Annotated in this window: 18 protein-coding genes; 3 read left to right on the top strand and 15 right to left on the bottom strand. The window is 60.0% G+C overall.

Features of this window, described 5'->3' with window-relative positions; all coding sequences use genetic code 11:
• Nucleotides 1-197: 197 nt before the first annotated feature.
• The 11 genes from ACK59Z_RS12820 to mtnA form a co-directional block, all read right to left on the bottom strand.
• Complete coding sequence (locus ACK59Z_RS12820) at nucleotides 198-1,616, bottom strand: hypothetical protein (RefSeq protein ID WP_108190302.1); 1,419 nt, start codon at nucleotides 1,614-1,616, stop codon at nucleotides 198-200.
• On the bottom strand, nucleotides 1,609-2,670 hold the full coding sequence (locus ACK59Z_RS12815; protein WP_108190301.1) for an acyltransferase: 1,062 nt from the start codon (nucleotides 2,668-2,670) through the stop codon (nucleotides 1,609-1,611). Before ACK59Z_RS12815 ends, ACK59Z_RS12820 begins: the two co-directional genes overlap by 8 nt.
• Entirely contained in the window at nucleotides 2,660-3,631 is a 972-nt protein-coding gene (locus ACK59Z_RS12810) for a glycosyltransferase family 2 protein (protein ID WP_108190300.1), read from the bottom strand. Before ACK59Z_RS12810 ends, ACK59Z_RS12815 begins: the two co-directional genes overlap by 11 nt.
• Nucleotides 3,631-4,101, bottom strand: coding sequence for a GtrA family protein (locus tag ACK59Z_RS12805; protein ID WP_108190299.1), 471 nt, complete (start codon nucleotides 4,099-4,101; stop codon nucleotides 3,631-3,633). The genes ACK59Z_RS12810 and ACK59Z_RS12805 overlap by 1 nt, the downstream gene beginning before the upstream one ends.
• Before the next feature lie 279 nt (nucleotides 4,102-4,380).
• The gene (gene rpsA / locus ACK59Z_RS12800) at nucleotides 4,381-6,057 is read right to left on the bottom strand and encodes a 30S ribosomal protein S1 (RefSeq protein WP_003252673.1); all 1,677 of its coding nucleotides are present in this window, start codon (nucleotides 6,055-6,057) and stop codon (nucleotides 4,381-4,383) included.
• A gap of 124 nt (nucleotides 6,058-6,181) precedes the next feature.
• The gene (gene cmk / locus ACK59Z_RS12795) at nucleotides 6,182-6,859 is read right to left on the bottom strand and encodes a (d)CMP kinase (protein WP_003252672.1); all 678 of its coding nucleotides are present in this window, start codon (nucleotides 6,857-6,859) and stop codon (nucleotides 6,182-6,184) included.
• Nucleotides 6,860-6,864: 5 nt separating this feature from the next.
• Nucleotides 6,865-9,072, bottom strand: coding sequence for a bifunctional prephenate dehydrogenase/3-phosphoshikimate 1-carboxyvinyltransferase (locus ACK59Z_RS12790; RefSeq protein ID WP_047605316.1), 2,208 nt, complete (start codon nucleotides 9,070-9,072; stop codon nucleotides 6,865-6,867).
• 189 nt (nucleotides 9,073-9,261) lie between these two features.
• Nucleotides 9,262-10,356, bottom strand: a complete 1,095-nt coding sequence (pheA, locus tag ACK59Z_RS12785) for a prephenate dehydratase (protein ID WP_004575796.1) — start codon at nucleotides 10,354-10,356, stop codon at nucleotides 9,262-9,264.
• 1 nt (nucleotide 10,357) lies between these two features.
• Complete coding sequence (serC, locus tag ACK59Z_RS12780) at nucleotides 10,358-11,443, bottom strand: 3-phosphoserine/phosphohydroxythreonine transaminase (protein ID WP_010952806.1); 1,086 nt, start codon at nucleotides 11,441-11,443, stop codon at nucleotides 10,358-10,360.
• 214 nt (nucleotides 11,444-11,657) lie between these two features.
• Nucleotides 11,658-14,417: a DNA gyrase subunit A gene (gene gyrA / locus ACK59Z_RS12775; protein ID WP_012053386.1), complete on the bottom strand. Its 2,760-nt coding sequence runs from the start codon at nucleotides 14,415-14,417 to the stop codon at nucleotides 11,658-11,660.
• 362 nt (nucleotides 14,418-14,779) lie between these two features.
• Nucleotides 14,780-15,856, bottom strand: a complete 1,077-nt coding sequence (mtnA, locus tag ACK59Z_RS12770; RefSeq protein ID WP_004575797.1) for an S-methyl-5-thioribose-1-phosphate isomerase — start codon at nucleotides 15,854-15,856, stop codon at nucleotides 14,780-14,782.
• A gap of 110 nt (nucleotides 15,857-15,966) precedes the next feature.
• Between mtnA and ubiG the strand changes: the two genes are divergently transcribed.
• The 3 genes from ubiG to ACK59Z_RS12755 all read left to right on the top strand — a co-directional run bounded on the left by ubiG (nucleotide 15,967) and on the right by ACK59Z_RS12755 (nucleotide 18,237).
• Complete coding sequence (ubiG, locus tag ACK59Z_RS12765) at nucleotides 15,967-16,665, top strand: bifunctional 2-polyprenyl-6-hydroxyphenol methylase/3-demethylubiquinol 3-O-methyltransferase UbiG (RefSeq protein ID WP_003252662.1); 699 nt, start codon at nucleotides 15,967-15,969, stop codon at nucleotides 16,663-16,665.
• 2 nt (nucleotides 16,666-16,667) lie between these two features.
• Nucleotides 16,668-17,339: an N-acetylmuramic acid 6-phosphate phosphatase MupP gene (gene mupP / locus ACK59Z_RS12760; RefSeq protein ID WP_108190297.1), complete on the top strand. Its 672-nt coding sequence runs from the start codon at nucleotides 16,668-16,670 to the stop codon at nucleotides 17,337-17,339.
• Nucleotides 17,340-17,496: 157 nt separating this feature from the next.
• On the top strand, nucleotides 17,497-18,237 hold the full coding sequence (locus tag ACK59Z_RS12755; RefSeq protein WP_003252656.1) for a YciK family oxidoreductase: 741 nt from the start codon (nucleotides 17,497-17,499) through the stop codon (nucleotides 18,235-18,237).
• Nucleotides 18,238-18,342: 105 nt separating this feature from the next.
• Here the strand turns inward: ACK59Z_RS12755 and ACK59Z_RS12750 are convergent, their stop codons facing one another.
• The 4 genes from ACK59Z_RS12750 to ACK59Z_RS12735 all read right to left on the bottom strand — a co-directional run bounded on the left by ACK59Z_RS12750 (nucleotide 18,343) and on the right by ACK59Z_RS12735 (nucleotide 24,361).
• Nucleotides 18,343-19,128: a TenA family transcriptional regulator gene (locus ACK59Z_RS12750; protein ID WP_003252654.1), complete on the bottom strand. Its 786-nt coding sequence runs from the start codon at nucleotides 19,126-19,128 to the stop codon at nucleotides 18,343-18,345.
• A gap of 30 nt (nucleotides 19,129-19,158) precedes the next feature.
• Complete coding sequence (locus ACK59Z_RS12745; RefSeq protein ID WP_279913864.1) at nucleotides 19,159-21,615, bottom strand: EAL domain-containing protein; 2,457 nt, start codon at nucleotides 21,613-21,615, stop codon at nucleotides 19,159-19,161.
• A 288-nt stretch (nucleotides 21,616-21,903) separates the two neighbouring features.
• Nucleotides 21,904-23,736 carry an ABC transporter ATP-binding protein gene (locus ACK59Z_RS12740; RefSeq protein WP_003252650.1) on the bottom strand — a complete coding sequence of 611 codons (1,833 nt, stop codon included), beginning with the start codon at nucleotides 23,734-23,736 and terminating at the stop codon, nucleotides 21,904-21,906.
• Nucleotides 23,729-24,361 (bottom strand): DsbA family protein, encoded by a 633-nt coding sequence (locus tag ACK59Z_RS12735; RefSeq protein WP_003252648.1) that lies wholly within the window; start codon nucleotides 24,359-24,361, stop codon nucleotides 23,729-23,731. The genes ACK59Z_RS12740 and ACK59Z_RS12735 overlap by 8 nt, the downstream gene beginning before the upstream one ends.

Here is a 24,361-nt window from a genome sequence, read left to right as displayed (position 1 = left end):
TACCGGGAACTCATTGCCCGATCACGCGAGGCTGTCTGTCGCTACATTTCACTCTCTTGCCAGCAGACCTCCCCGTTCGACAAGGGATAACGCAACAGCTACCCCTGCCCTGACATCGCTATCCGGGCAGAGGACCTATTGAACGACGAACACGGGCCGCGAATCGCAAGACCTAAATTTTGCGCGACCCGTCGGCGTTATTTTCTATACACCAGGCATGTTGCCGTCATCCCCAAAGACAACGAACCTTCAGGTGGCGTGTCACCCCAATTGCTAACCGTCAACTTCACAGGTGCCCAGTGAGCAATCTGCTCCCGCCCAGTGTTGATCTTCTGCAATACATAACCTGGAGCCCCGGGCTCAGCCTGAAAATCAACAGCGCCAGGCTTACCATTGGACAGATACAGCGCCTCCGTTGACGTCATCGCCCTGCTCATGCAACGGCCTTCATCGTAGATAAATTTCTGGATGTTGAACGAATGGAGGCACAACATGAGCAACGCAATAATAACGAAAACCCTTCCCACAAACAGGGTTCGCGATCTACCGTAGAAAATAGCGGCCAAAGCGGCACTCAGCACCAGTGAAGAACCGTACAGATAATGCGCACCCTTGATAGGAATGAGTAGTACAGGTGCCAGGAACAGGAAATACATCACAACGTAAGTCAGCACCGACTTTACGCCGTATGTCATTCCCAAGAGAACAACCACCAATGCGTGAACGACAAGCGCCAGGGCAATAGCAGTAACGGTGAGGAAAACCCAACCATTCGCCTCATTCAACCCATATGCGAATGGGTAGGCACTGTAGACCAGAAGATTATCCGGAATATTGACGATTGACGCCTTGTAATCAGCAACCTGCGGATTCCCAAAGGAGCCAATAATCGCCCTGAGCCTGAACCCTAGGAATATCATGATTGGCAGAGCCCATGTGACACCGGCCACCCAGAATCTTTTTACTTTAAGCACCGAAATGTCACTTGCCACAAGCAACAGCAGGAGACCTGGTAAGATCATTGCCGTTTCTTTGGACAGTATGGCCAAGGCGGAGAACAGGAACAGCAATAGCAGTAACAGCGGCGAACTATCGGACTGACGTATGTATTTCTCAGCAACCAATAAGGCCGCCAATCCAAAAAGCACATACCATCGATCCATGAGCGCTGCAGACCAGCCAGTCGACATCATGACCAACGGGTTTATGATAAAAATCAGAGATGCCAATAGCGCGAGACGATGGTTGCTAGTGAATCTGCACATAACCAGATAGAACAGAAAGCCTATTACTGCATGCGTCAGAATCGCTGAAAGATGCACCACAACCGGATAGTGCTCCATGAACAGCGCCAGCACCCCCTGCACAAAGAAGGAAACGGGCCGAACAGGTGCACCGAACGCCGACGTATCGTGAATCGGCAGGTACGCGCGCAGGTAGCTTTCGAACCCGTACCTTATGACATGATCCAATTTTTGAAGCTCATCATGGCTAAAATAGCCTGGGTTTGCGACCAGCAAAACCGTAGTCACCAATCCAAAAACCAGAATTATGAAAAATGCCTTGATAGACTTCAAAGCATACTCGTCACGAACTTTATCTTGGCCATTAAGCATACTTAGCGCGCTCTCCAACGGGGGCAGGACGCTTGAAATACATCCTCAAACGCATTGCTGGTTTTTCCACAAAATGCCAAGATGCAAATGCAAACAAAAATGCCAAAAAACAACTGAGCATCGTATGCTTCATATTACTGGCATCCGGATACAGCGACATGATCAACTGTTGAGACAGCCAGCCATAAAGATACACACCATAGGAGTAGTCGCTGAACTTATTGAACCATTTTCCACCCGGACAAAAGGCAAGGCTAAATACTATGTAAGGCAGTAGTAAGTTATAGACGAAACCAAAGGTGGGTGTCCCATGTGTCGCGGCAGCGGAGAATAGCAATACCATCAGGACCCACGGGCTCAACGTAAGAGTATCCCTGTTAACCCAGGCGAAGCTACCGATCATGAACATCAGCGCCACATGCAAGTGGTTTTCAAAGGCAAATATGAATGACCAAGCTTCGGGATCGAAGAAACCGACTGCTAGAGCAATGCAAAAAATAAGATTGAAAACTGCGCGATTAGCCAGCACCCCTACCAGCGAAACAATCGCTACAATTGCATACAGCCGAATTTCTACGTATAACGACCAGAGGGAACCATTGACCGCATTATTAAAATGATTCTCGAACACACCGGGAAGGTTGTAAACAGTGCTGGCAAGCGAACTGTTCTTCCAAAAATAAGACCACGTCTCGCTCACACTCCAGTAGCTACTTGATGTCGTAAGCAACGGCCCCACAACCAGAACGGTGACACTCACACAGACAATAAGCGCCGGATATATCCGTAGCACCCGGGAAGCCAAGTAGTACTTAATCCCATTATTACTTGCGGCGCTGGCAGTGATCAGAAAACCACTGATTACAAAGAACGCATCGACGGCTACGCCACCAATAAATTTAAAGCCAACAACCTGTAGAAAAATATCGGCAGGCCCATGACCTGTTATCGCGCTTGCGTGCCCATAAATCACGCTAAATGCCGCAAGCAACCTGATGAGATTTAAGTTATTACTCTCTCGCTTAAAAAGCACCCCAAGTGTATTAGCGTGCATTATCTGCCCCTCCGAACGCCTTGGAAACCTGCGATGGAATACGCTGATCAATCAAATAAAGAGGCCGATTTTTAGTTTCGCCAAACACCCTTCCCAAATACTCTCCGAGAACACCAATAAAAAATAACTGAATACCACCAATGAACAAGATGGTTACCATGATGGTGGGGTAACCTTTTACCACATCTCCCCATATCAGCGTTTTAGCCAGGATGAACAGTCCAAAGACAAATGATATTAACGACACCAGAAAGCCAAGATAGGTAGCTACTTTCAAGGGCGCAATCGTGAAGGAGGTAATGCCCTCAAGAGCGAAGTTCCAGAGCTTCCAATAATTGAACTTCGTAACCCCAGCAACCCGTGGATCACGCCGATACTCTACGGCCTTCGAAGGGTAGCCCACCCAAGCAAACAGCCCTTTCATGAAGCGGTGATGCTCTCTCAGCTCACGCAATGCTTCGACCACACGACGCGTCATCAAACGACAGTCACCAGTATCCTGTGGTATTGATACCTTCGAAATTTTCAGCATCAATTTGTAAAACAAAGAAGCAGTAGCCTTTTTTAACCAACTTTCCCCATCGCGATGAGTCCTTTTTGCATATACGACGTCAAAGCCGTTCTCCCACTCCTCTACAAAAGTGATTAGCAACGATGGCTGGTCCTGAAGATCTGCATCGAAAACTGCCACCGCATCACCCTGTGCGTAATCCAGTCCCGCTGTCATCGCTGCTTCTTTTCCGAAGTTTCGAGATAACGAAATACCACTGACACGCGGGTCTGCCTCTGCAAGCGCCTGGATAATTTTCTGAGTAGCATCAGTACTACCGTCATTGACAAATATCATTTCGCAGTCATATCCGGGCAACTGCTCGATAACCCGTGTCATTTCTTCATGAAACAGATTAATTGATGCTTCTTCATTAAAACAAGGGACGATCACTGAAATTGACTTTTTCATTATTTATTCTTCTTGAACACCCAAGACTTGGATAATGAGAAATTAGAAGCCATCGACAGAGCTGTGGCCAAAATCTGCGCAACCCATTTATTCCACTGCAACGTATCAGCGAGCAATCCCATGCAAGCCGTATTTATTGACCAGCCGATAAACACCATGACATAGAATCGCCATGCAACCCTCGTGTGCTTTTCGCTAACGCCAAAGGTAAAGAAATAGTTGATAAGGTAGTTCAGCACTGAACCCAAAAAATACCCTAGACCGGAGCCCAGCGCGGCAGAAGTCTGGAAGGCATGTACGCAAACCCAGAGTGTCAGGTACTGAAGTAACGTTGCCATGCCCCCCGCGAACAGAAAGCGAACCAACAAAGTTTTCGTGCCTCCTGCTTTTAATAGCCCACCTTCGCCATTAGCGCCTTGCGCGCCTGTTGGCGACCGAGATTCGCCCGAGCGGTTGTAATGCGTACTCATCCTTAGTTAGGCTCCCCACATCCTCAGGCCCGACTCATAAGCTGCCGACTCTTGACAGGAACTGCAGCATCAAGCGCTCAGGATAACCTAGCTTTTGTTCGAAATCCCGCAAAAGCCGCCCGCAATATCGGAAAGACATCTATCTATCGGGCCTTCTACCCCGACAAAGGCTTCAGCTGTTTGAACAACCATAGCGAGGCTCCTCATTAGCAAGCGCATTGCCTCTACACATAAAAAAGGGCGACCCGAGGGTCGCCCTTTTTACCGATCAAACAGAACTCAGTTCTGCTTGGCCATTGCTTCGCGCAGCAGCGCAGCCATGGTGGTGTCGGCAGCAGCTTCCGGAGCGTTTTTCAGGCTCTGGATAGCTTCGCGCTCTTCAGCGTCGTCTTTCGATTTGATCGACAGGCTGATAACGCGGGACTTGCGGTCAACGCTGATGATCTTGGCTTCGATCTCTTCGCCTTCCTTCAGAACGTTACGCGCGTCTTCAACGCGGTCACGGCTGATTTCGGAAGCTTTCAGAGTGGCTTCGATGTCGTCGGCCAGGGTGACGATGGCGCCTTTGGCGTCAACTTCTTTCACGATGCCCTTGACGATAGCGCCCTTGTCATTGACAGCAACGAAGTTGGAGAACGGATCGTCTTCCAGCTGCTTGATGCCCAGGGAGATGCGCTCGCGCTCTGGGTCAACCGACAGGATGACAGTTTCCAGCTCGTCGCCCTTCTTGAAACGACGCACGGCTTCTTCGCCGGTTTCGTTCCAGGAGATGTCGGACAGGTGAACCAGGCCGTCGATGCCGCCGTCCAGACCAATGAAGATACCGAAGTCGGTGATCGACTTGATGGTACCGGTGATCTTGTCACCCTTGTTGAACTGGCCGGAGAAGTCTTCCCATGGGTTGGACTTGCACTGCTTGATGCCCAGGGAGATACGACGACGCTCTTCGTCGATGTCCAGAACCATGACTTCCACTTCGTCGCCAACCTGAACGACTTTCGACGGGTGGATGTTCTTGTTGGTCCAGTCCATTTCGGAAACGTGTACCAGACCTTCAACGCCTTCTTCCAGCTCAGCGAAGCAGCCGTAGTCGGTCAGGTTGGTAACGCGAGCCTGTACGCGAGTACCTTCTGGGTAACGGGCAGTGATAGCTACCCACGGATCTTCGCCCATCTGCTTCAGACCCAGCGAAACGCGGTTGCGCTCACGGTCGAACTTCAGAACGCGTACGTCGACTTCGTCGCCAACGTTAACGATTTCCGATGGGTGCTTGATGCGCTTCCAAGCCATGTCGGTGATGTGCAGCAGGCCGTCGATACCGCCCAGGTCCACGAATGCGCCGTAGTCGGTGAGGTTCTTGACGATACCTTTGACTTGCTGGCCTTCCTGCAGGGTTTCCAGCAGGGCTTCGCGCTCGGCGCTGTTCTCGGCTTCCAGCACGCTGCGACGGGAAACGACAACGTTGTTGCGCTTCTGGTCCAGCTTGATGACCTTGAATTCCAGCTCTTTGCCTTCCAGGTGGGTGGTGTCACGCACTGGGCGGACATCAACCAGGGAGCCCGGCAGGAACGCACGGATGCCGTTAACGTCGACAGTGAAGCCGCCCTTAACCTTACCGTTGATAACGCCCTTGACCACTTCTTCGGCGGCGAAAGCTGCTTCCAGAACAATCCAGCACTCGGCGCGCTTGGCTTTTTCACGGGACAGCTTGGTTTCGCCAAAGCCGTCTTCGACCGCGTCCAGCGCAACGTGAACTTCGTCACCGACCTTGATGGTCAGCTCGCCAGCTTCGTTGTAGAACTGCTCGAGCGGGATGACGCCCTCGGACTTCAGGCCAGCGTGTACGGTAACCCAGTCGCCGTCGATGTCGACAACGATACCGGTGATGATCGCACCCGGCTGAAGATTGAGGGTTTTCAGGCTTTCTTCAAAGAGTTCTGCAAAGCTTTCGCTCATTTTAATTCCTGTAGATTCGGGCGAAACAGACGCCCATAACCACATTCCAGACAATGTGGGTTCGTTTTAAGTAAAGGAAAGCCGGCAGGACGTTGACTGGTGCCCCTGCCTGCTTTCCTGGCTATCAGATAAGGTCGCGCTGGGCGATCTCGCTTCTGATACGTTGCAACACCTGCTCGATGGACAACTCGGTAGAGTCCAACTGAATGGCATCGGCCGCTGGCTTCAGCGGGGCCACTGCACGTTGGGTGTCACGTTCATCACGCGCACGAATCTCATCCAGCAGACTCGACAGACTAACATCTTCACCCTTGCCCTTCAACTGCAGGTAGCGGCGACGTGCGCGCTCCTCCGCGCTGGCGGTGAGGAAGACCTTCAATGGCGCATCCGGGAACACCACGGTACCCATGTCGCGACCGTCAGCAATCAGCCCCGGCACTTCGCGGAACTCACGCTGACGCACCAGCAGCGCATCACGCACTGCCGGCAACGAGGCCACCATCGATGCACCAGCACCGACGGTTTCGGTACGGATGACGTTGCTGACGTCCTCACCCTCAAGGATGATCTGTTGCAGCTTACCGGGCTCGGCAGCAATGAACTGCACATCCAGATGGGCGGCAAGTTTGGTCAGCAGCTCTTCGTTGGTCAGGTCGACGCCATGGTTGCTGGCATTGAATGCCAGCAAGCGATACAGCGCGCCGGAGTCCAGCAGCTTCCAGCCCAGCTCGCGGGCAATCAGCCCAGCGACCGTGCCCTTGCCCGAGCCGCTTGGCCCGTCGATGGTGATAACCGGTGCCATTGAATTCACGACTTGCCCTCTTCTGCCACGCGAATCCCCACTTCGGCGCACAGCGCCAGGAAGTTGGGGAACGAGGTGGCGACGTTGGCGCAGTCGTGAATGCGAATCGGCGCACTGGCGCGCAGCGAAGCCACGCTGAAGGCCATGGCGATGCGGTGGTCACCATGCCCATGCACTTCGCCGCCGCCCAACTGGCCGCCGTCGATGATGATGCCGTCCGGGGTCGGCTCGCACTTGATGCCCAAGGTGGTGAGGCCATCGGCCATCACCTGGATGCGGTCGGACTCCTTCACCCGCAGCTCTTCAGCACCACGCAGCACGGTACGCCCTTCAGCGCAGGCAGCGGCCACGAACAATACCGGGAATTCGTCGATGGCCAGCGGCACCAACGCTTCAGGAATGTCGATACCCTTCAGCTTGGCACCGCGCACACGCAGGTCGGCCACGGGTTCGCCGCCCACTTCACGCTGGTTTTCCAGGGTGATGTCGCCGCCCATCAGGCGCAGGATGTCGATAACGCCAGTACGGGTCGGGTTGATGCCGACATGCTCCAGCACCAGCTCGGAGCCTTCAGCGATAGAGGCTGCGACCAGGAAGAACGCTGCCGAGGAAATGTCAGCCGGCACTTCGATCCGGGTAGCGGTCAGCTTGCCACCGGACTGCAGCGAGGCCACCGGGCCATTGCTGTCGACCGAATAGCCAAAACCGCGCAACATGCGCTCGGTATGGTCACGGGTAGGCGCAGGTTCGGTGACAGTGGTCTTGCCTTCGGCGTACAGGCCGGCCAGCAGCAGGCAGGATTTGACCTGGGCGCTAGCCATCGGCAGCGTGTAGGTCAACCCTTTGAGCTTGTGGCCACCGCGAATGGTCAGCGGTGGGCGGCCGTCCGGGCCGGTCTCGACCACAGCACCCATTTCGCGCAGCGGGTTGGCCACACGGTTCATCGGGCGCTTGGACAGCGAGGCGTCGCCGGTCATGGTGACATCGAACGACTGACCGGCCAACAGGCCCGACAGCAGGCGCATCGAAGTACCGGAGTTACCTACGTACAGCGGCCCAGGTGGCGGCTTGAGGCCATGCAGGCCCACGCCGTGAATGGTCACACGACCGTGGTTGGGGCCTTCGATGACCACACCCATGTCACGGAATGCCTGCAGGGTCGCCAGCGCATCTTCGCCTTCGAGGAAGCCTTCGACCTCGGTAGTACCTTCGGCCAGCGAGCCGAGCATGATCGAGCGATGGGAAATCGACTTGTCGCCCGGTACACGGATCCGCCCGTTCAGGCGGCCACCCGGTTGGGCCTGGAAAATCAGATCGTTGGCGTTCATAGCGTCCACATAGGCCCGGCGGGCCAGGATTTTACTGAAATGCTCGCGGGCAACCCGTGCGCGGGTGAATACACCCAGCAGTTGGTGCCCATCCCCTTCAGCGATCGCGTCGCGCAGGGCGTCGAGATCGCTGCGATATGTATCAAGCGTGCGCAGGACAGCGTCGCGGTTGGCGAGGAAGATGTCATGCCACATGGTCGGATCGCTGCCGGCGATTCTTGTGAAATCGCGGAATCCACCCGCAGCGTACCGGAAGATCTCGAGGTTTTCATTGCGTTTGGCCAGTGAGTCGACCAGGCCAAAGGCCAGCAGGTGTGGCAGATGGCTGGTGGCGGCCAGTACTTCGTCATGGCGCTCGACCGACATGTGCTCCACATCGGCATCCAGCGCACGCCACAGGCGGTCAACCAGGGCCAGCGCGGCGGGGTCGGTTTCGGCCAGCGGCGTGAGGATGACCTTGTGCCGGCGGAACAAGGTGGCATTGGAGGCTTCTACCCCGCTCTGCTCGGAACCGGCAATGGGGTGGCCCGGGACGAAGCGCGGCAGGCGATCACCGAAGACGGCACGCGCTTCCCGCACGACGTTGCCCTTGGCGCTGCCGACGTCGGTGATGATTGCATCACCCAGGTCGAGCTGGGCCAGGCGCGCGAGGACTTTTTCCATGGCCAGGATCGGTACGGCCAGCTGAATGACATCGGCGCCCACGCAAGCGGCGGCGAGGTCTTCTTCGCAGCGGTCGACCACGCCCAGGGCCACGGCCTGCTTGCGCGAGGGGGCGTCCAGGTCGACACCGACCACTTCGCGGCACAGGCCGCTTTCACGCAGGCCCTTGGCGAACGAGCCGCCGATCAGGCCCAGGCCGACCACGACCAGGCGGTCGATGATAGGTGCGGGTTTGGTTTTTGCTGCATTTACCACTGGTGCGAACCCTGTTCTGAAATCTGGACAGCCGGTAAGAGCCATTGGGGCTGCTTTGCAGCCCATCGCGACGCAAGGCCGCTCCCACAATGCGCTACACCTGTGAGAGCAGCCTTGTGTCGCAATGGGGCGCGAAGCGGCCCCAACAACCTCAGATCAAAGCACCGCCTTCGGATACGAGCCCAGCACCTTCAGCGCCACAGCCTCCTGGCTGATCTGCTCGAGCACCGCCTTGATCAGCGGGTCGCGGTGGTGACCGACGAAATCGATGAAGAACACGTAGGTCCACTTGCCGCTGCGCGACGGGCGGGTCTCGATGCGGGTCAGGTCGATGCCGTTCTGATAGAACGGCACCAGCAACTCATGCAACGCACCTGGCTTGTTGCTCATCGAAACGATGATCGAGGTCTTGTCGTCGCCGGTCGGCGGCACTTCCTGGCTACCGATCATCAGGAATCGCGTGGAGTTGTCCGGGCGGTCTTCGATCTTCTCGGCCAGACGGGTCAGGCCGTACAGGTTGGCCGCCATATCGCCGGCGATCGCCGCCGAATTCCACTCACCCTTGACCCGCTTGGCCGCTTCGGCATTGCTCGATACGGCCACGCGTTCCACGTTCGGGTAGTGCGCGTCCAGCCATTTTCGGCACTGGGCCAGCGACTGGGCGTGGGAATAGATGCGGGTGATGCTGTCGGTCTTGGTGTTCTCGCCCACCAGCAGGTGGTGGTGGATACGCAGCTCGACTTCACCGCAAATCACCATGTCATGCTCGAGGAAGCTGTCCAAGGTGTGGCTGACCGCACCTTCAGTGGAGTTTTCCACCGGCACCACACCGAAGTTGACGGCACCGGCCGCCACTTCACGGAACACTTCGTCGATGGCCGCCATCGGCCGACTGATCACCGCGTGGCCGAAGTGCTTCATGGCCGCCGCCTGGGTGAAGGTGCCTTCAGGGCCGAGGTAGGCGATTTTCAGCGGCTCTTCCAGGGCCAGGCACGACGACATGATTTCGCGGAACAGCCGCGCCATCTCTTCGTTGCCCAGCGGCCCCTTGTTGCGTTCCATCACGCGCTTGAGCACCGCAGCTTCACGCTCGGGACGGTAGAACACCGGCTTCTCGCCCTCTTTCAGCGAGGCCGTCTTGACCCGGGCTACTTCTTCGGCGCAGCGGGCGCGGTCGCTGATCAGCTCGAGGATTTTCTCGTCGAGGCTGTCGATGCGCACGCGCAGCGCCTTGAGCTCCTGTTCGGACATGTCAGCCATGCTCCTTCTCGAATTCAGCCATGTAGCCTACCAGCGCTTCTACCGCTTCCAGGCCTAAGGCGTTGTAGATGGAGGCGCGCATGCCGCCCACCGAACGGTGGCCCTTGAGGTTGAGCAGGCCACGCGCATCGGCGCCAGCGAGGAAGGCCTTGTCCAGGCGCTCGTCAGCCAGGCGGAACGGCACGTTCATCCACGAACGGGCGTTGACGCTGATCGGGTTGGTATAGAACTCGCTGCGGTCGATGAACCCGTAAAGGCGGTCTTTCTTGGCACGGTTGCGCTGCTCCATGGCCTCAACACCGCCCTGCTCTTTCAGCCACTCGAAGACCAGGCCAGAGAGGTACCAGGAGTAGGTGGCCGGGGTGTTGTACATCGACCCGTTGTCAGCCGAAACCTTGTAGTCGAGCATGGTTGGGCAGCTGCTGCGGGCATGACCCAGCAGGTCTTCGCGCACGATCACCACCACCAGGCCGCTTGGGCCGATATTCTTCTGCGCGCCGGCGTAGATCAGGCCGAACTGCGACACATCGATCGGGCGCGAGAGGATGTCGGACGACATATCGACCACCAACGGCACGTCACCGGTTTGCGGCACCCAGTCAAACTGCAGGCCACCGATGGTCTCGTTGGACGCATAGTGCACGTAGGCAGCGTTTTTGGTCAGGTTCCACTCGTTCTGGCCGGGGATGGCCAGGTAGTCGTAAGGCTTGGCAGTGGCGGCGACGTTGACGTTGCCGAAACGGCGCGCCTCCTCGATGGCCTTTTTCGACCAGATACCGGTTTCGATGTAATCGGCCGTGCCGTTTTCCGGCAGCAGGTTCAGCGGGATTTCAGCGAACTGCTGGCTGGCGCCCCCTTGCAGGAACAGCACCTTGTAATTGGAGGGGACGGACAGCAGGTCACGCAGGTCCTGCTCGGCCTTTTCGGCGATGGCCACGTAATCGTCGCTGCGATGGCTCATTTCCATCACCGACAACCCCTTGCCACGCCAGTCCAGCATCTCGGCCTGCGCGCGCTGCAGGACAGCGTCAGGAAGCGCGGCAGGGCCTGCGCAGAAGTTAAAGGCTCGTTTGCTCACATCCACTCTCGCTCTGCCAAATAGAACAAAAACTATCAAATGGGTTAGCAGCGACCCTGTGGGAGCGGGCGAGCCCGCGAACACCGGCAAAGCCGGTGCCATCTACCGCAGTGTCTGCTTCGCGGGCATGCCCGCTCCCACAAGGCCGGGCTTTGCCAGCTGTTATCAGTCAAACGGGGCGACCTTGGTCGCCCCGTTCGGGTTTCACGCTTGATTACTCTTGCGGGGCCTCTTCGGCGCCTGCAGCTTCGTCTGGCGCTTCGGCTTCGACACCCTCCTCGTCCGCCTCGATCACTTCATCGAGCTCGTCCTCGGATGGCTCCTGGATACGCTCCAGGCCCACCAGTGTCTCATCGGCCGCCAGCTTGATCAGCGTAACACCCTGGGTGTTGCGGCTCAGGCTGGACACCTCGCCAACCCGGGTGCGAACCAGCGTGCCCTGGTCGGAAATCAGCATGATCTCCTCGCCTTCCTGCACCTGGATAGCCCCAATCAGCAGGCCGTTGCGCCCTTTGGTACCCATGGCGATCACACCCTGGCCACCACGGCCGCGACGCGGGAACTTGGACAGCGGGGTGCGCTTGCCAAAGCCACGCTCAGAGGCGGTGAGGATCTGCGAGCCGGACTCCGGGATCAGCATCGAGATGATCCGCTGGCCTTTGCCCAGTTTCATGCCGCGAACACCACGGGCGTTGCGACCCATTTCACGCACGACGCTCTCGGCAAAGCGAATGACCTTGCCAGCGTCGGAGAACATCATGACTTCCTTGGCGCCATCGGTGATGGCCGCGGCAATCAGAGTGTCGCCTTCCTTCAGCTTCAGGGCGATCAGGCCGTTGGAGCGCGGACGGGCGAACTGCACCAGCGGGGTCTTCTTGACGGTACCGGAAGCGGTCGCCATGAAGATGTACGCGCCGGTCGGCTCTGCAACCCACTCCGGGGTGTCGCCGTCTTCTTCGTCGACTTCCTCGGCCTCCACCAGCTCACCCTCGAGCACGGTGTCATCAGCCTCGTCCAGTTCTTCGTCGAGGTCGGCGTTCTGCTGCAGCGCTTCGAGGTCGATCTGCAGCATGGCGGTGATGCGCTCACCCTCCTCCAGCGGCAGCAGGTTGACCAGCGGACGACCGCGGGCAGCGCGGGACGCTTCGGGGATTTCGTAGGTCTTCTTCCAGTACACCTTGCCCTTGCTGGAGAACAGCAACAGGGTGGCATGGCTGTTGGCGACCAGCAGGTGCTCGATGTAGTCCTCGTCCTTCACGCCGGTCGCCGACTTGCCTTTGCCGCCGCGGCGCTGGGCCTGGTAGGCGGACAATGGCTGGGTCTTGGCATAACCACCATGGGAGATGGTGACCACGCGCTCTTCTTCCGGGATCATGTCGCCGTAGTTGAGGTCGTGGCTGGCATTGAGGATTTCGGTGCGGCGCACATCGCCGTACTCGGCACGGATGGCCTCCAGCTCCTCGCGAATTACTTCCATCAGGCGCTCGGCGCTGCTGAGGATGCGGATCAACTCGCCGATCTGCTCGAGGATTTCCTGGTACTCGGCCAGCAGTTTCTCGTGCTCCAGGCCGGTCAGGCGGTGCAGGCGCAGGTCGAGAATGGCCTGGGCCTGTTCCGGCGACAGGAAGTACTTGCCGTCATGCAGGCCGTACTGCTCCGGCAGGTCCTCAGGGCGGCAGGCGTCGGCGCCGGCACGCTCGACCATGACCTGCACGGCACTGGATTCCCACGGTGTCGAAACCAGGGCTTCCTTGGCTTCGGACGGCGTCGGCGAGGCCTTGATCAGGGCAATGACCGGGTCGATGTTGGACAGCGCGACCGCCTGGCCTTCAAGGATATGGCCGCGTTCACGGGCCTTGCGCAGCTCGAATACAGTACGACGGGTCACCACTTCACGGCGGTGGCGGACGAACGCTTCGAGCAGGTCCTTGAGGTTGAGCAGGCGCGGACGGCCGTCGACCAGGGCCACCACGTTGATGCCGAATACGCTCTGCAGCTGGGTTTGCTGGTAGAGGTTGTTGAGCACTACCTCCGGCACCTCGCCGCGACGCAGCTCGATGACGATGCGCATGCCGTCCTTGTCGGACTCGTCGCGCAGCTCGGTGATGCCTTCGATCTTCTTCTCTTTGACCAGCTCGGCGATCTTTTCGATCAGGCGCGCCTTGTTCAGCTGGTACGGCAGCTCGGTGATCACGATCTGCTGGCGGCCGCCAACCTTGTCGATGTCTTCGATCTCGGAGCGGGCGCGCATGTAGATGCGGCCACGGCCGGTGCGATAGGCCTCGATGATGCCCTGGCGACCGTTGATGATGCCGGCAGTCGGGAAGTCCGGGCCAGGGATGAACTGCATCAGTTCATCGATGGTGACTTCCGGGTTGTCGATGAGCGCCAGGCAGCCATCGATGACCTCACCGAGGTTGTGCGGCGGAATATTGGTCGCCATGCCCACGGCAATACCGCTGGAGCCGTTGACCAGCAGGTTGGGAATACGCGTCGGCATGACCGCCGGGATCTGCTCGGTGCCGTCGTAGTTGGGCACCCAGTCGACGGTTTCCTTGTGCAGGTCGGCCAGCAGCTCGTGGGCCAGCTTGGTCATGCGCACTTCGGTGTATCGCATGGCGGCAGCGTTGTCGCCGTCCACCGAACCGAAGTTGCCCTGGCCGTCGACCAGCAGGTAGCGCAACGAGAACGGCTGGGCCATACGCACGATGGTGTCGTAGACCGCAGTGTCGCCGTGCGGGTGGTACTTACCGATCACGTCACCGACCACACGGGCGGATTTCTTGTACGGCTTGTTCCAGTCGTTGCCCAGTTCGCTCATCGCATAGAGAACGCGGCGATGCACGGGCTTCAAGCCGTCACGCGCATCGGGCAGCGCTCGCCCGACAATCACGCTCATCGCGTAGTCGAGGTAAGACTGTCTCAGTTCGTCTTCGATATTGACCGGGAGGATTTCTTTGGCCAGTTCGCCCATGAGAAGCCTGATTCCTTTTTCTGGTGAAACTTCGCAGCTCCATCAAGGGCCGAACGAAGCTCGCCGCCGCAGCGCATAAGGGTGCGACGACTTACGACAAATCAATGAGTTGTGCCATGGATCTGCGCAATGAAGGCCGCCACTTTGGGCGGTCTTGGAAACTGCCGGATATTATCACAAAGGCGGGGGCGGTGGGGAGATCTGTACGGCAGTGCACGGTCATTGTGGGAGCGGCCTTGTGTCGCGATAGGGCTGCACAGCAGCCCCGGCAATTTTTGCTTCTTCGCCGACATCCCGGGGCCGCTTTGCGGCCCTATCGCGACACAAGGCCGCTCCCACAAAGTACGCGTTCTACCGGGGTATCAGTGCAGGCGCTTGCGGCAAATCAACTGGGCCAGTTTGGCGGTATCCGGGCGCTCGACAACACCCCGTTCGGTCACGATAACGTCAATCAGGTCGGCCGGGGTCACGTCGAACACCGGGTTGAATACCTGCACATCCCGTACCGCCGGGGCACCGCCAAAGTCCAGCCACTCGTCGGCGTCACGCTCTTCCAGGGGAATATCCTCGCCGGTTGCCAGGTTCAGGTCGATGCTGGTGCTCGGCGCCACCACCATGAAGCGCACACCATGGTGCATGGCGCTGACCGCCAACTGGTAGGTGCCGATCTTGCTGGCCACGTCGCCATTGGCAGCGATGCAGTCCGCGCCCACCACCACCCAGGTGATGCCCTTGGTCTTCATCAGATGCGCCAGCGCCGAGTCGGCGCACAGGGTCACCGGGATGCCCTCGTTGGCCAGCTCCCAGGCCGTCAGGCGCGAGCCCTGCAGCCAAGGGCGAGTCTCACCGGCATAAACCCGCTCGACCATGCCTTCCAGGTAGCCGGCACGGATCACCCCCAGTGCGGTGCCAAAGCCGCCACTGGCAAGGGCGCCGGCGTTGCCGAAGGTGAGCAGGGCCTGGGCATTGCCCTGATGACGACGGATCAGCTCGATACCCTGCTGGGCCATGGTCAGGTTGGCCTCACGGTCGCTTTCGTGAATGGCCACCGCTTCGGCCTCCAGCGCCGCCAGAACGTCTTCTTCCGGACGCAGGCGCAGCAGACGCTCGCGCATGCGGTTCAGCGCCCAGAACAAGTTGGCGGCGGTAGGACGCGCTTCGGCGAGGGTGAGAAAGTCGTCTTCCAGTTCCATTTCCCAATCGCCGCCTTCGGCCAGCCGCTCTTCAAGGGCCAGTACCAGGCCGTAAGCTGCGGCAATACCGATCGCCGAGGCGCCGCGCACTGCCATGTCACGGATGGCTGCGGCCACCTGCGCAACATTGTCGCAGGCCAGCCAACGCTCCTCCGACGGCAGCAGGCGCTGGTCGAGCAGGTGCAAGGCGCCGCCCTGCCAGCGGATCGCGGTCACCTTCTCCGCCGCCAAAAGTCGCTCGCGCATCGCCTCTCCCCGTCATTCGGATATCAAAAACCGGCGATTATAGCGACCCTCGCGGCCAAGCGCTCGGGTATACTCCGGCGCAATTTTGCGAAGTTTCAGAGGACTGTTCAATGAGCAACGTCGACCGCGCCGAAATCGCCAAGTTCGAAGCGCTGGCCCACCGCTGGTGGGACCGCGAAAGCGAGTTCAAGCCGCTGCACGAAATCAACCCGCTGCGCGTCAACTGGATCGACGAGCGCGTCAGCCTGGCCGGCAAGAAAGTGCTGGACGTGGGTTGTGGTGGCGGCATCCTCAGCGAAGCCATGGCCCTGCGCGGCGCCACGGTCACCGGTATCGACATGGGCGAGGCGCCACTGGCGGTGGCTCAGCTGCACCAGCTGGAGTCCGGCGTGCAGGTGGAATACCGGCAGATCACCGCCGAAGCCCTGGCCGAGGAAATGCCCGAACAGTTCGACGTGGTGACCTGCCTGGAAATGCTCGAGCACGTGCCCGACCCGTCTTCGGTGATCCGCGCCTGCTACCGCATGGTCAAGCCGGGCGGCCAGGTGTTCTTCTCCACCATCAACCGCAACCCAAAGGCCTACCTGCTGGCCATCGTCGGCGCCGAGTACATCCTGAAGATGCTGCCGCGCGGCACCCATGACTTCAAGAAATTCATCCGCCCGTCCGAGCTGGGCGCCTGGAGCCGCGATGCAGGCCTGCAGGTGAAGGACATCATCGGCCTCACCTACAACCCGCTGACCAAGCACTACAAGCTCAACAGCGACGTCGACGTCAACTACATGATCCAGACCCTGCGCGAGGAATAAGCATGCGTTTGCGAGCAGTACTCTTCGACATGGACGGCACCTTGCTGGACACGGCGCCGGACTTCATCGCCATTTGCCAGGCCATGCTCGCCGACCGCGGGCTACCGGCCGTTGACGACAACCTGATCCGTGGCGTGATCTCGGGTGGCGCCCGCGCCATGGTCGCCACTGCGTTCGCCATGGACCCGGAGGCTGACGGCTTCGAGGCCCTGCGCCTGGAGTTCCTCGAGCGTTACCAGCGCGACTGCGCGGTGCACAGCAAGCTGTTCGAGGGCATGACCGAGCTGCTGGCCGACATCGAGAAAGGCAACCTGCTGTGGGGCGTCGTCACCAACAAGCCGGTGCGCTTCGCCGAGCCGATCATGCAGCAGCTGGGCCTGGCCGAGCGTTCGGCGTTGCTGATCTGCCCGGACCACGTGAAAAACAGCAAACCCGACCCCGAGCCGCTGATCCTGGCCTGCAAGACGCTGAACCTGGACCCGGCCAGTGTGCTGTTCGTCGGCGACGACCTGCGCGACATCGAGTCTGGCCGCGACGCAGGTACCCGCACGGCGGCGGTGCGCTACGGCTATATTCATCCAGAGGACAACCCCAACAACTGGGGTGCCGACGTGGTGGTGGACCACCCACTGGAACTGCGCAAAGTGATCGACAGCGCGCTGTGCGGCTGCTGAACCCAGACCGATGACCGGGCACCGCCTCTTTGTAGGAGCGGGTTCACCCGCGAATGCGCCAGCCCAGACAACACTGGCGCCTGATCGGACGCATTCGCGGGTAAACCCGCTCCTACAATAGCCCCAGGCCGCCCACACGAACTCGAAGGACAGAACCATGTTCGACTACACCGCCCGCCCCGACCTGCTGCAAGGCCGGGTCATCCTGGTTACCGGTGCCGGCCGTGGCATTGGTGCCGCGGCTGCCAAGGCCTATGCCGCACTGGGTGCCACCGTGCTGCTGCTGGGCAAGACCGAGGCCAACCTGAACGAAGTCTACGACCAGATCGAAGCCGCCGGCCATCCGCAGCCGGTGGTCATCCCGTTCAACCTGGAAACCGCCCTGCCACACCAGTACGACGAGCTGGCGGCCATGATCGAAGGCCAGTTCGGCCGCCTCGATGGCCTGCTCAACAATGCGTCGATCATCGGCCCGCGCACGCCGCTGGAGCAGCTGTCGGGCGACAACTTCATGCGCGTGATGCACATCAACGTCAATGCCACCTTCATGCTCACCAGCACCCTGCTGCCGCTGCTGAAGCTGTCGGAGGACGCTTCGGTGGTGTTCACCAGCAGCAGCGTCGGGCGCAAGGGCCGGGCTTACTGGGGCGCCTATGGCGTGTCGAAGTTCGCCACCGAAGGCCTGATGCAGACCTTGGCCGATGAACTGGAAGGCGTGGCGCCGGTGCGCGCCAACAGCATCAACCCAGGCGCCACGCGCACGGCAATGCGGGCCCAGGCCTACCCTGGCGAAAACCCGCAGAACAACCCGCTGCCCGAAGAGATCATGCCGGTGTACCTGTACCTGATGGGGCCGGACAGCACAGGGGTGAACGGGCAGGCGTTCAACGCCCAATGATGTTTTGCCTGTACCGGCCCTCTCGCGGGTGAACCCGCCCTACAGGGGATCGCATAACCCGGTAGGAGCGGGTTCACCCGCGAAGAGGCCGGTGCAAGCGAACGATCAGCCCGCAGCCAACGCCGGTCGCATACGGCCTTGCTGGCGCCCTTCCAGCTGCATGCAGCGTTCCAGGAACAGGAACATGCAGTCGTAGCTCTTGCAAATGGCCCTGCGCAGTTCGTTACGCAACCCCAGGGTGGGGTTCTCACCGGCCAGGGTACAGATGATTTCCAGCGCCTCCCACGGGTGCGCATCGTCATACTGGGCATGCATCTTCAGCCACTTCATCGCCCGCTTGCGCCCTTCTTCAGGGAACCCCTGCGCATAGGTGTCAGTCGAGCACACCACCGCCGACCATTCACCGGTCGCGCCTTCGATGGCGTAGTTGGTCGCCGCCATGGAAATGGCCAGGTTCTCGGTGGCGCATACCCGCCAGCACCAGTCGTTCAGGCCGTTCAGCTCGGGCGGCACCTCTTGCGCCTGCAACTCGTGCAGGTGCACACCGTGCGCCTGGCACCAGTTCACCCAGTAGTCGGCATGGTTGAGCTCGACACGGATGTTGCGCATCAGCCAGCGCCGCGCCATGTCCTCGCCCTGATGCCGGCCATAGCGGGTTTTGGTCAGGTTATGCGCCATGTACAACGAAAACTGCTCCACCACCGGCCAGCCACCGATCAGGTACTGACGGATGGTCGATTGCTTCAGCTGGCCATCGCGCAAACGTGCATAAAACTCATGCTCAACCACCCGGCGCTTGCTCTCGCGGCAGTCTTCAATCAGTTGCTGGGCCCATTGGGGGTAACTGGCGGGGTCCATCAAAGGCCCGATACGAACGAATGCGTCAATCACTTTCAGCTCCTTGATCCTTGTGATTTCCAACTAGCGAAACGTGCCAGGTGCTCGCTGCAACAGAGGCCGGGCGGCGATCCGTTGGCGCTGCAGACTGTCACAGGTGAACACCTGGGGGCGTTCGATCAGGTAGCCCTGGGCGTAATCCACGCCTATTTCCTGCAAGGCCTGCTCGATCAAGGGTGTTTCGACGAACTCGGCGATCGTGCGCTTACCCATCACATGGCCGATATGGTTGATGACCTCGACCATGGCCCGGTTGACCGGGTCGTCGAGCATGTCCTTGACGAAACTCCCGTCAATCTTCAGGTAGTCCACGGGCAAATGCTTGAGATAGGCGAACGAGGACATGCCGGCGCAAAAATCATCCAGCGAGAAACGGCAACCCAGCCCTTTCAACTCATTGATGAAGCGAATGGCGCTGCCCAGGTTGGCAATGGCGCTGGTTTCGGTAATTTCGAAACAGATCATTCGCGGCGGAATGGCGTATTCGACGAACAACCGCTGGAGGTATTCAAGGAACTTGTCGTCGCCAATGCTGGACCCTGACAGGTTGATGGCACAAGTCGACAACGGCCCTTCACGCCCTTCTTCCAGGCACTGGCGTATGACCATGAACACATTGCGTACCACCCAGCGGTCCAGCGCGGTCATCAGGCCGTAGCGCTCGGCCGCCGGGATAAAGCTGCTGGGCAGGATGGTGCGGCCGCTTTCGTCGTGCAGACGCAACAGAATCTCGATATGGCCCGGGCCCTCGAAGGTTTTGAGCGGGGCGATTTCCTGGGCGTAGAGGCAAAAGCGGTTTTCTTCCAGGGCCACATGCAGGCGCTGGATCCAGGCCATTTCGCCAAAACGCATGGACAGCTCGCTGTCGTCGGCGTGGTACACCTGTACACGGTTTCGGCCCTTTTCCTTGGCCATGTAGCAGGCCATGTCGGCGGCGCGCAGCGAAGCCTCCAGGGTACCGGGCGCCTGGGCCATGTGCACCAGGCCAATGCTGACCGTGGTCACGAACGGCCGCCCTTTCCATACGAAGTGCAGGCTCTGCACCATCTGGCGCAATTGTTCGCCAATGCGCTCGGCCTGGTCGGGCGGGCAGTTTTCCAGCAGCACGCCAAACTCATCGCCGCCCAGCCGCGCCAGCGTATCGCCCTCACGCAGGCCGGACTGCAGCACCGCGCAGATATGCCGCAGCAACTCATCGCCGGCAGCGTGGCCACAGGTGTCGTTGACCAGCTTGAACTGGTCGAGGTCGAGGAACATCAGCGAATGCCGCCCGGCCTGGCGCGCCAGGTCGTTGAGCGCCTGTTCCAGGCGGTACTCGAACTCGCGGCGGTTGGCCAGCCCGGTCAGGGCGTCGTGGGTTGCCTGCCAGGACAGATTGGCGATGTACTGGCGTTCCTGGGTCATATCGTGCAGCACCAGCACGATGCCACTGACCTGGCCATCATTGACGATCGGCGAGCCTACCAGGTTGATCGACACGGTACTGCCGTCCAGGCGCTGGATCAGCCGGGCATGCTCGGAGCCGCCCTTGAGGCTGCCGCTGAGCACCTGTTCGACCAAGCTGCGCCCGTCCTCCTCGGCGTGTTCGTCCACCAGGCTGAACAGCGCCGACAGCGGCAGGCCCTGGGCCTGCCCGGATTGCCAGTGGGTCAATTGCTCGGCGGCCGGGTTCATGTAGCCGATACTGCCTTCGACATCGGTGGTGATCACCGCATCCCCGATGGCCTGCAGGGTAATCTGCGCACGCTCTTTTTCTTCCTGCAGGGCGCTGGCAAAGGCTTGGCGCTGGGCCAACAGCTTGCTGGAGCGGCGCCAGGCAATGGCGATCAGGAACATCGCGGTCAGCAGGTTGGTGATCAGCAGCACCCGCAGCAACATGCGCGAGCCTTCGCCCAAGGCATCACTGAACGCCTTGGCCGCCGGGGTCACGCCTTCGTTGATGGCGACAATGCGGGCCTTCCAGTCGCTGACGGTGTCGGCATCCACCGGGCCATTGGCAAAACGCTGGCGCATTTCACCGGCCAGTACATCCAGCTTGGCCAGATAGTCGTCACCGATGTCCCAGTAATCGATGGCTGTCTGCATATAGCTGACATGGCGAAAGTTGCGGTAGAACCAGATGATCCGCTCGACATCGTCAGGGTGGTTGCCACCTTGCAGAACCGCCTGTCGCGCGGCGTCCAGATCAGGGCTGGGGTGGTCGAGCACTTCGCGCAGACGATGGTCACCCTGCGGTACGGTAATGGCCTGGCGATAGCGTTGGTAGGTGCTGTCGTCCTGCGTCTCGCCGTACAGACTGAGGTAATAGATGGCATCTTTCTGCGCCTTGGACCACAGGCTTTCGCCCGCGACATAGGCGCGCACGGCCGAGAGCGTATAAAGGCTAAGGCTGCCCAACGCCACCTGAAGGACCACGACGGCGATGAAAGGCCATGTGATGCCGAGCAACTTTGGCGCTTCGAGTGTGCGATTTCCCTTCATGGAGTCCCTGTCACAGAGCAGATAAGGCGTAAATCGACCCAGACAAGCACAGCGTAGGCCATTTGCCATCGCTGTGAAGGGGATTTTTATGACAAGGAATCGGGGAATTTGTACAGCGTATGCGCTGGCCATTGTAGGAGCGGGTTTACCCGCGAAGAAGACACCGCGGTGGATGGCACGGGCTTCGCCCGTGTTCGCGGGCAAGCCCGCTCCCACAGGGATCGCACCAGCTTTTAGAAATTGAGCAAGACAGTTGCTCCCATAAGCCCGGTGAAGGCAGCCAGATAGTCAGCTCTGCTGCAGGTGCCCATAAAGCTTGGCGTATAACCCACCCTCGGCAATCAGCTGCTGATGGTCGCCGTCTTCGGCCACGTGCCCGCCATCGAACACCAGTACCCGGTCGGCCTGTTTCACCGCCGACAAGCGATGGGCGATGATCAGCGTGGTGCGGCCGCTGAGGAAGCACGCCAAGGCCTGATGCAGGTTGTACTCGGTGGCGGCATCCAGCGCTGAGGTGGCCTCGTCGAGGATCACTACCTTGGGCTCAGCCAGTACCATGCGGGCAATGGCCAGGCGCTGGCGCTGGCCACCGGACAAGCGCACGCCTGAACGCCCCACCACACTGTCCAGGCCTTGCGGCAAGGCGGCGATGGTGGCATCCAGCTGAGCGATGCGCAGCGCCTGCCAGCACGCATCATCGCTGCAGTCGCGGCCCATGGTCAGGTTGGCACGCACGCTGTCGTTGAACAGCGACGGGTGCTGCAACACCACCGCGACATTCTCGCGCAGGGTTTCCAGGCCGATTTCCTGCAGGCTGGCCCCGCCAAAGCGGATGGTCCCGGCCTGGGCGCTGTATAGGCCCAGCAGTAGCTGCACCAGCGTGCTCTTGCCGCCGCCGCTGGCACCGACAATCGCCACCTTCTCACCCGCGGCGATAGACAGGTCGAGGTGGTCGAGCACCGGCTCGTCGGCATAGGCAAAGCGCAGGTCGCGCACGTCAATGCCCACCGTTTCGCGGCCGGCGAACGGGTCGCTGGCGGCCGGGTATTGCGGCTCGTCGGCACGCGCCAGCAGCTCGTTGAGGCGACTCAGCGCACCGCCGGCGGCGTAGTAGGCATATTGCAGATTAAGCAGTTGCTCCACCGGACCGATCATGAACCACAGGTAGCTGAACACCGCCAGCATCTGGCCGATCGACAGGTCGGAAAACAGCACGGTCAGCATGGCCGCCGCGCGGAAGATGTCGATGCCGAACTGGAACAGCAGGCCACTGGCACGGCCACTGGCATCGCTTTTCCATTGCGAGTCCACGGCGTAATCGCGCACTTCGCGGGCACGCAGGCCCAGGCGGCCAAGGAAGTAGCCCTGGCGGTTGCCAGCGCGGATTTCCTGAATGGCATCGAGGGTTTCCGCCAGCGCCTGGGTAAAGCGCGCGGTGCTGTCGTTTTCAAGCTTTTTCAGGTGTTTGACGCGCTTGCCCAACTGCACGGTGAAGTAGATCACCAGCGGGTTGAACAGCAAGATCAGCAAGGCCAGCTGCCAGTGCATCCAGATCAGGATCGCCGCCGTGCCGGTCAGTGTCAGCATGGCCACCAGGAAGCGGCTGAGGGTTTCGCCAACAAACTTGTCTAGGGTGTCCAGGTCGGTGACCAGGTGGGTGGTCACCGTGCCGCTGCCCAGGCTTTCGTACTCTTTCAGCGAAATACGCTTGAGGCGCTCGATCAGGCGGATGCGCAGGCGGTAGACGATGTCCTTGGCCAGCCCGGCGAACAGCTTGGACTGGATCACGTTGAACGCCAGCGCAGCCAGGCGCAGGCACAGGGTGAGCGCCAGCATCAGGCCGATGTAGCCGGCTGCTACCTGCCAGTTGGACGGCAGCAGGTGGTTCATCCACTTCAGCGCGGCATCGCCATGGCCGAGCAGTACTTCGTCCACCAACAGCGGCAGCAGCAGCGGAATGGGCACACTGCAACACGCCGCCAGTAACGCAATGAGGTTGGCGGACCAGAGGTTTTTCTTGTGATGCAGGGCCAGGCGGCGGATTTCCGCCCAGCTCAGTCGATCGCCCGCAGTGTATGGCTTGCCCGGTACCGGGTCGGGTGACCCTGGTACATCAAGCACAGGCGGCCTGCTGCAGCCAGCGGCCGAGCAAGGGTTGCAGGCGCTCCAGCGGCTGGTAGCCGTTGGTCAGCAAGGCCAGTTGGCCATTGCGCTCGGCCAGCAAGGTCGGGAAACCGGCAATACCCAGGTCCTGGGCCCAGGCGAAGTCGGCCGCGGTGGCGGCGCGGGTATCGGCACGGGCGAAGGTTTCGGCGAACGCGGCACGGTCGAAGCCACTCTGGGAGGCCAGCTCGACCAGCTGCGGCGCGGTGGTCACATCGGTACCCTGCTCGTAGAACGAACGCTGGATCAACGCCAGCAGCGGCCAGACGCGCTCGGCATCCAGCTCGCGGGCCGCGACCAGGGCGCGACAGGCCGGCTCGGTGTCGTAGACGAAACCGTCAGGCATGGCCCCCTCGAAGCGGAACGGCTGGCCGGTAGCATCAGCCACCGCCTGCCAGTGTTCCAGGATGTACTTGCGAGTGGAGCTGTCCAGGGCGCTGCCGCCCGTACGCAGCCCGCCCGTTACCAAGCGGGCAGGCACGCCTGCCTCACGCGCCTGGGCGATCAGGGCCGCGGCCACTGGCGCAAAACCCCAGCACCAGGAGCACATCGGGTCCATCACATAGATCAGGCGTGCAGACAT

Source organism: Pseudomonas sp. KCJK9058 (genome assembly GCF_046230975.1).
In the GTDB taxonomy this organism is placed as follows: Bacteria; Pseudomonadota; Gammaproteobacteria; order Pseudomonadales; family Pseudomonadaceae; genus Aquipseudomonas; species Aquipseudomonas alloputida.
Note: the sequence above shows the minus strand (reverse complement) of the source record. Positions and strands in the feature narration are given on the sequence as shown.

Bases quoted from the DNA above. Each gene is read 5' to 3' on its own strand.
- ACK59Z_RS12820 (WP_108190302.1), bottom strand. From the start codon at position 1,616: ATGCTTAATGGCCAAGATAAAGTTCGTGACGAGTATGCTTTGAAGTCT.
- ACK59Z_RS12815 (WP_108190301.1), bottom strand. From the start codon at position 2,670: ATGCACGCTAATACACTTGGGGTGCTTTTTAAGCGAGAGAGTAATAAC.
- ACK59Z_RS12810 (WP_108190300.1), bottom strand. From the start codon at position 3,631: ATGAAAAAGTCAATTTCAGTGATCGTCCCTTGTTTTAATGAAGAAGCA.
- ACK59Z_RS12805 (WP_108190299.1), bottom strand. From the start codon at position 4,101: ATGAGTACGCATTACAACCGCTCGGGCGAATCTCGGTCGCCAACAGGC.
- rpsA (WP_003252673.1), bottom strand. From the start codon at position 6,057: ATGAGCGAAAGCTTTGCAGAACTCTTTGAAGAAAGCCTGAAAACCCTC.
- cmk (WP_003252672.1), bottom strand. From the start codon at position 6,859: ATGGCACCGGTTATCACCATCGACGGGCCAAGCGGCTCGGGCAAGGGC.
- pheA (WP_004575796.1), bottom strand. From the start codon at position 10,356: ATGTCCGAACAGGAGCTCAAGGCGCTGCGCGTGCGCATCGACAGCCTC.
- gyrA (WP_012053386.1), bottom strand. From the start codon at position 14,417: ATGGGCGAACTGGCCAAAGAAATCCTCCCGGTCAATATCGAAGACGAA.
- mtnA (WP_004575797.1), bottom strand. From the start codon at position 15,856: ATGCGCGAGCGACTTTTGGCGGCGGAGAAGGTGACCGCGATCCGCTGG.
- ubiG (WP_003252662.1), top strand. From the start codon at position 15,967: ATGAGCAACGTCGACCGCGCCGAAATCGCCAAGTTCGAAGCGCTGGCC.
- mupP (WP_108190297.1), top strand. From the start codon at position 16,668: ATGCGTTTGCGAGCAGTACTCTTCGACATGGACGGCACCTTGCTGGAC.
- ACK59Z_RS12755 (WP_003252656.1), top strand. From the start codon at position 17,497: ATGTTCGACTACACCGCCCGCCCCGACCTGCTGCAAGGCCGGGTCATC.
- ACK59Z_RS12745 (WP_279913864.1), bottom strand. From the start codon at position 21,615: ATGAAGGGAAATCGCACACTCGAAGCGCCAAAGTTGCTCGGCATCACA.
- ACK59Z_RS12735 (WP_003252648.1), bottom strand. From the start codon at position 24,361: ATGTCTGCACGCCTGATCTATGTGATGGACCCGATGTGCTCCTGGTGC.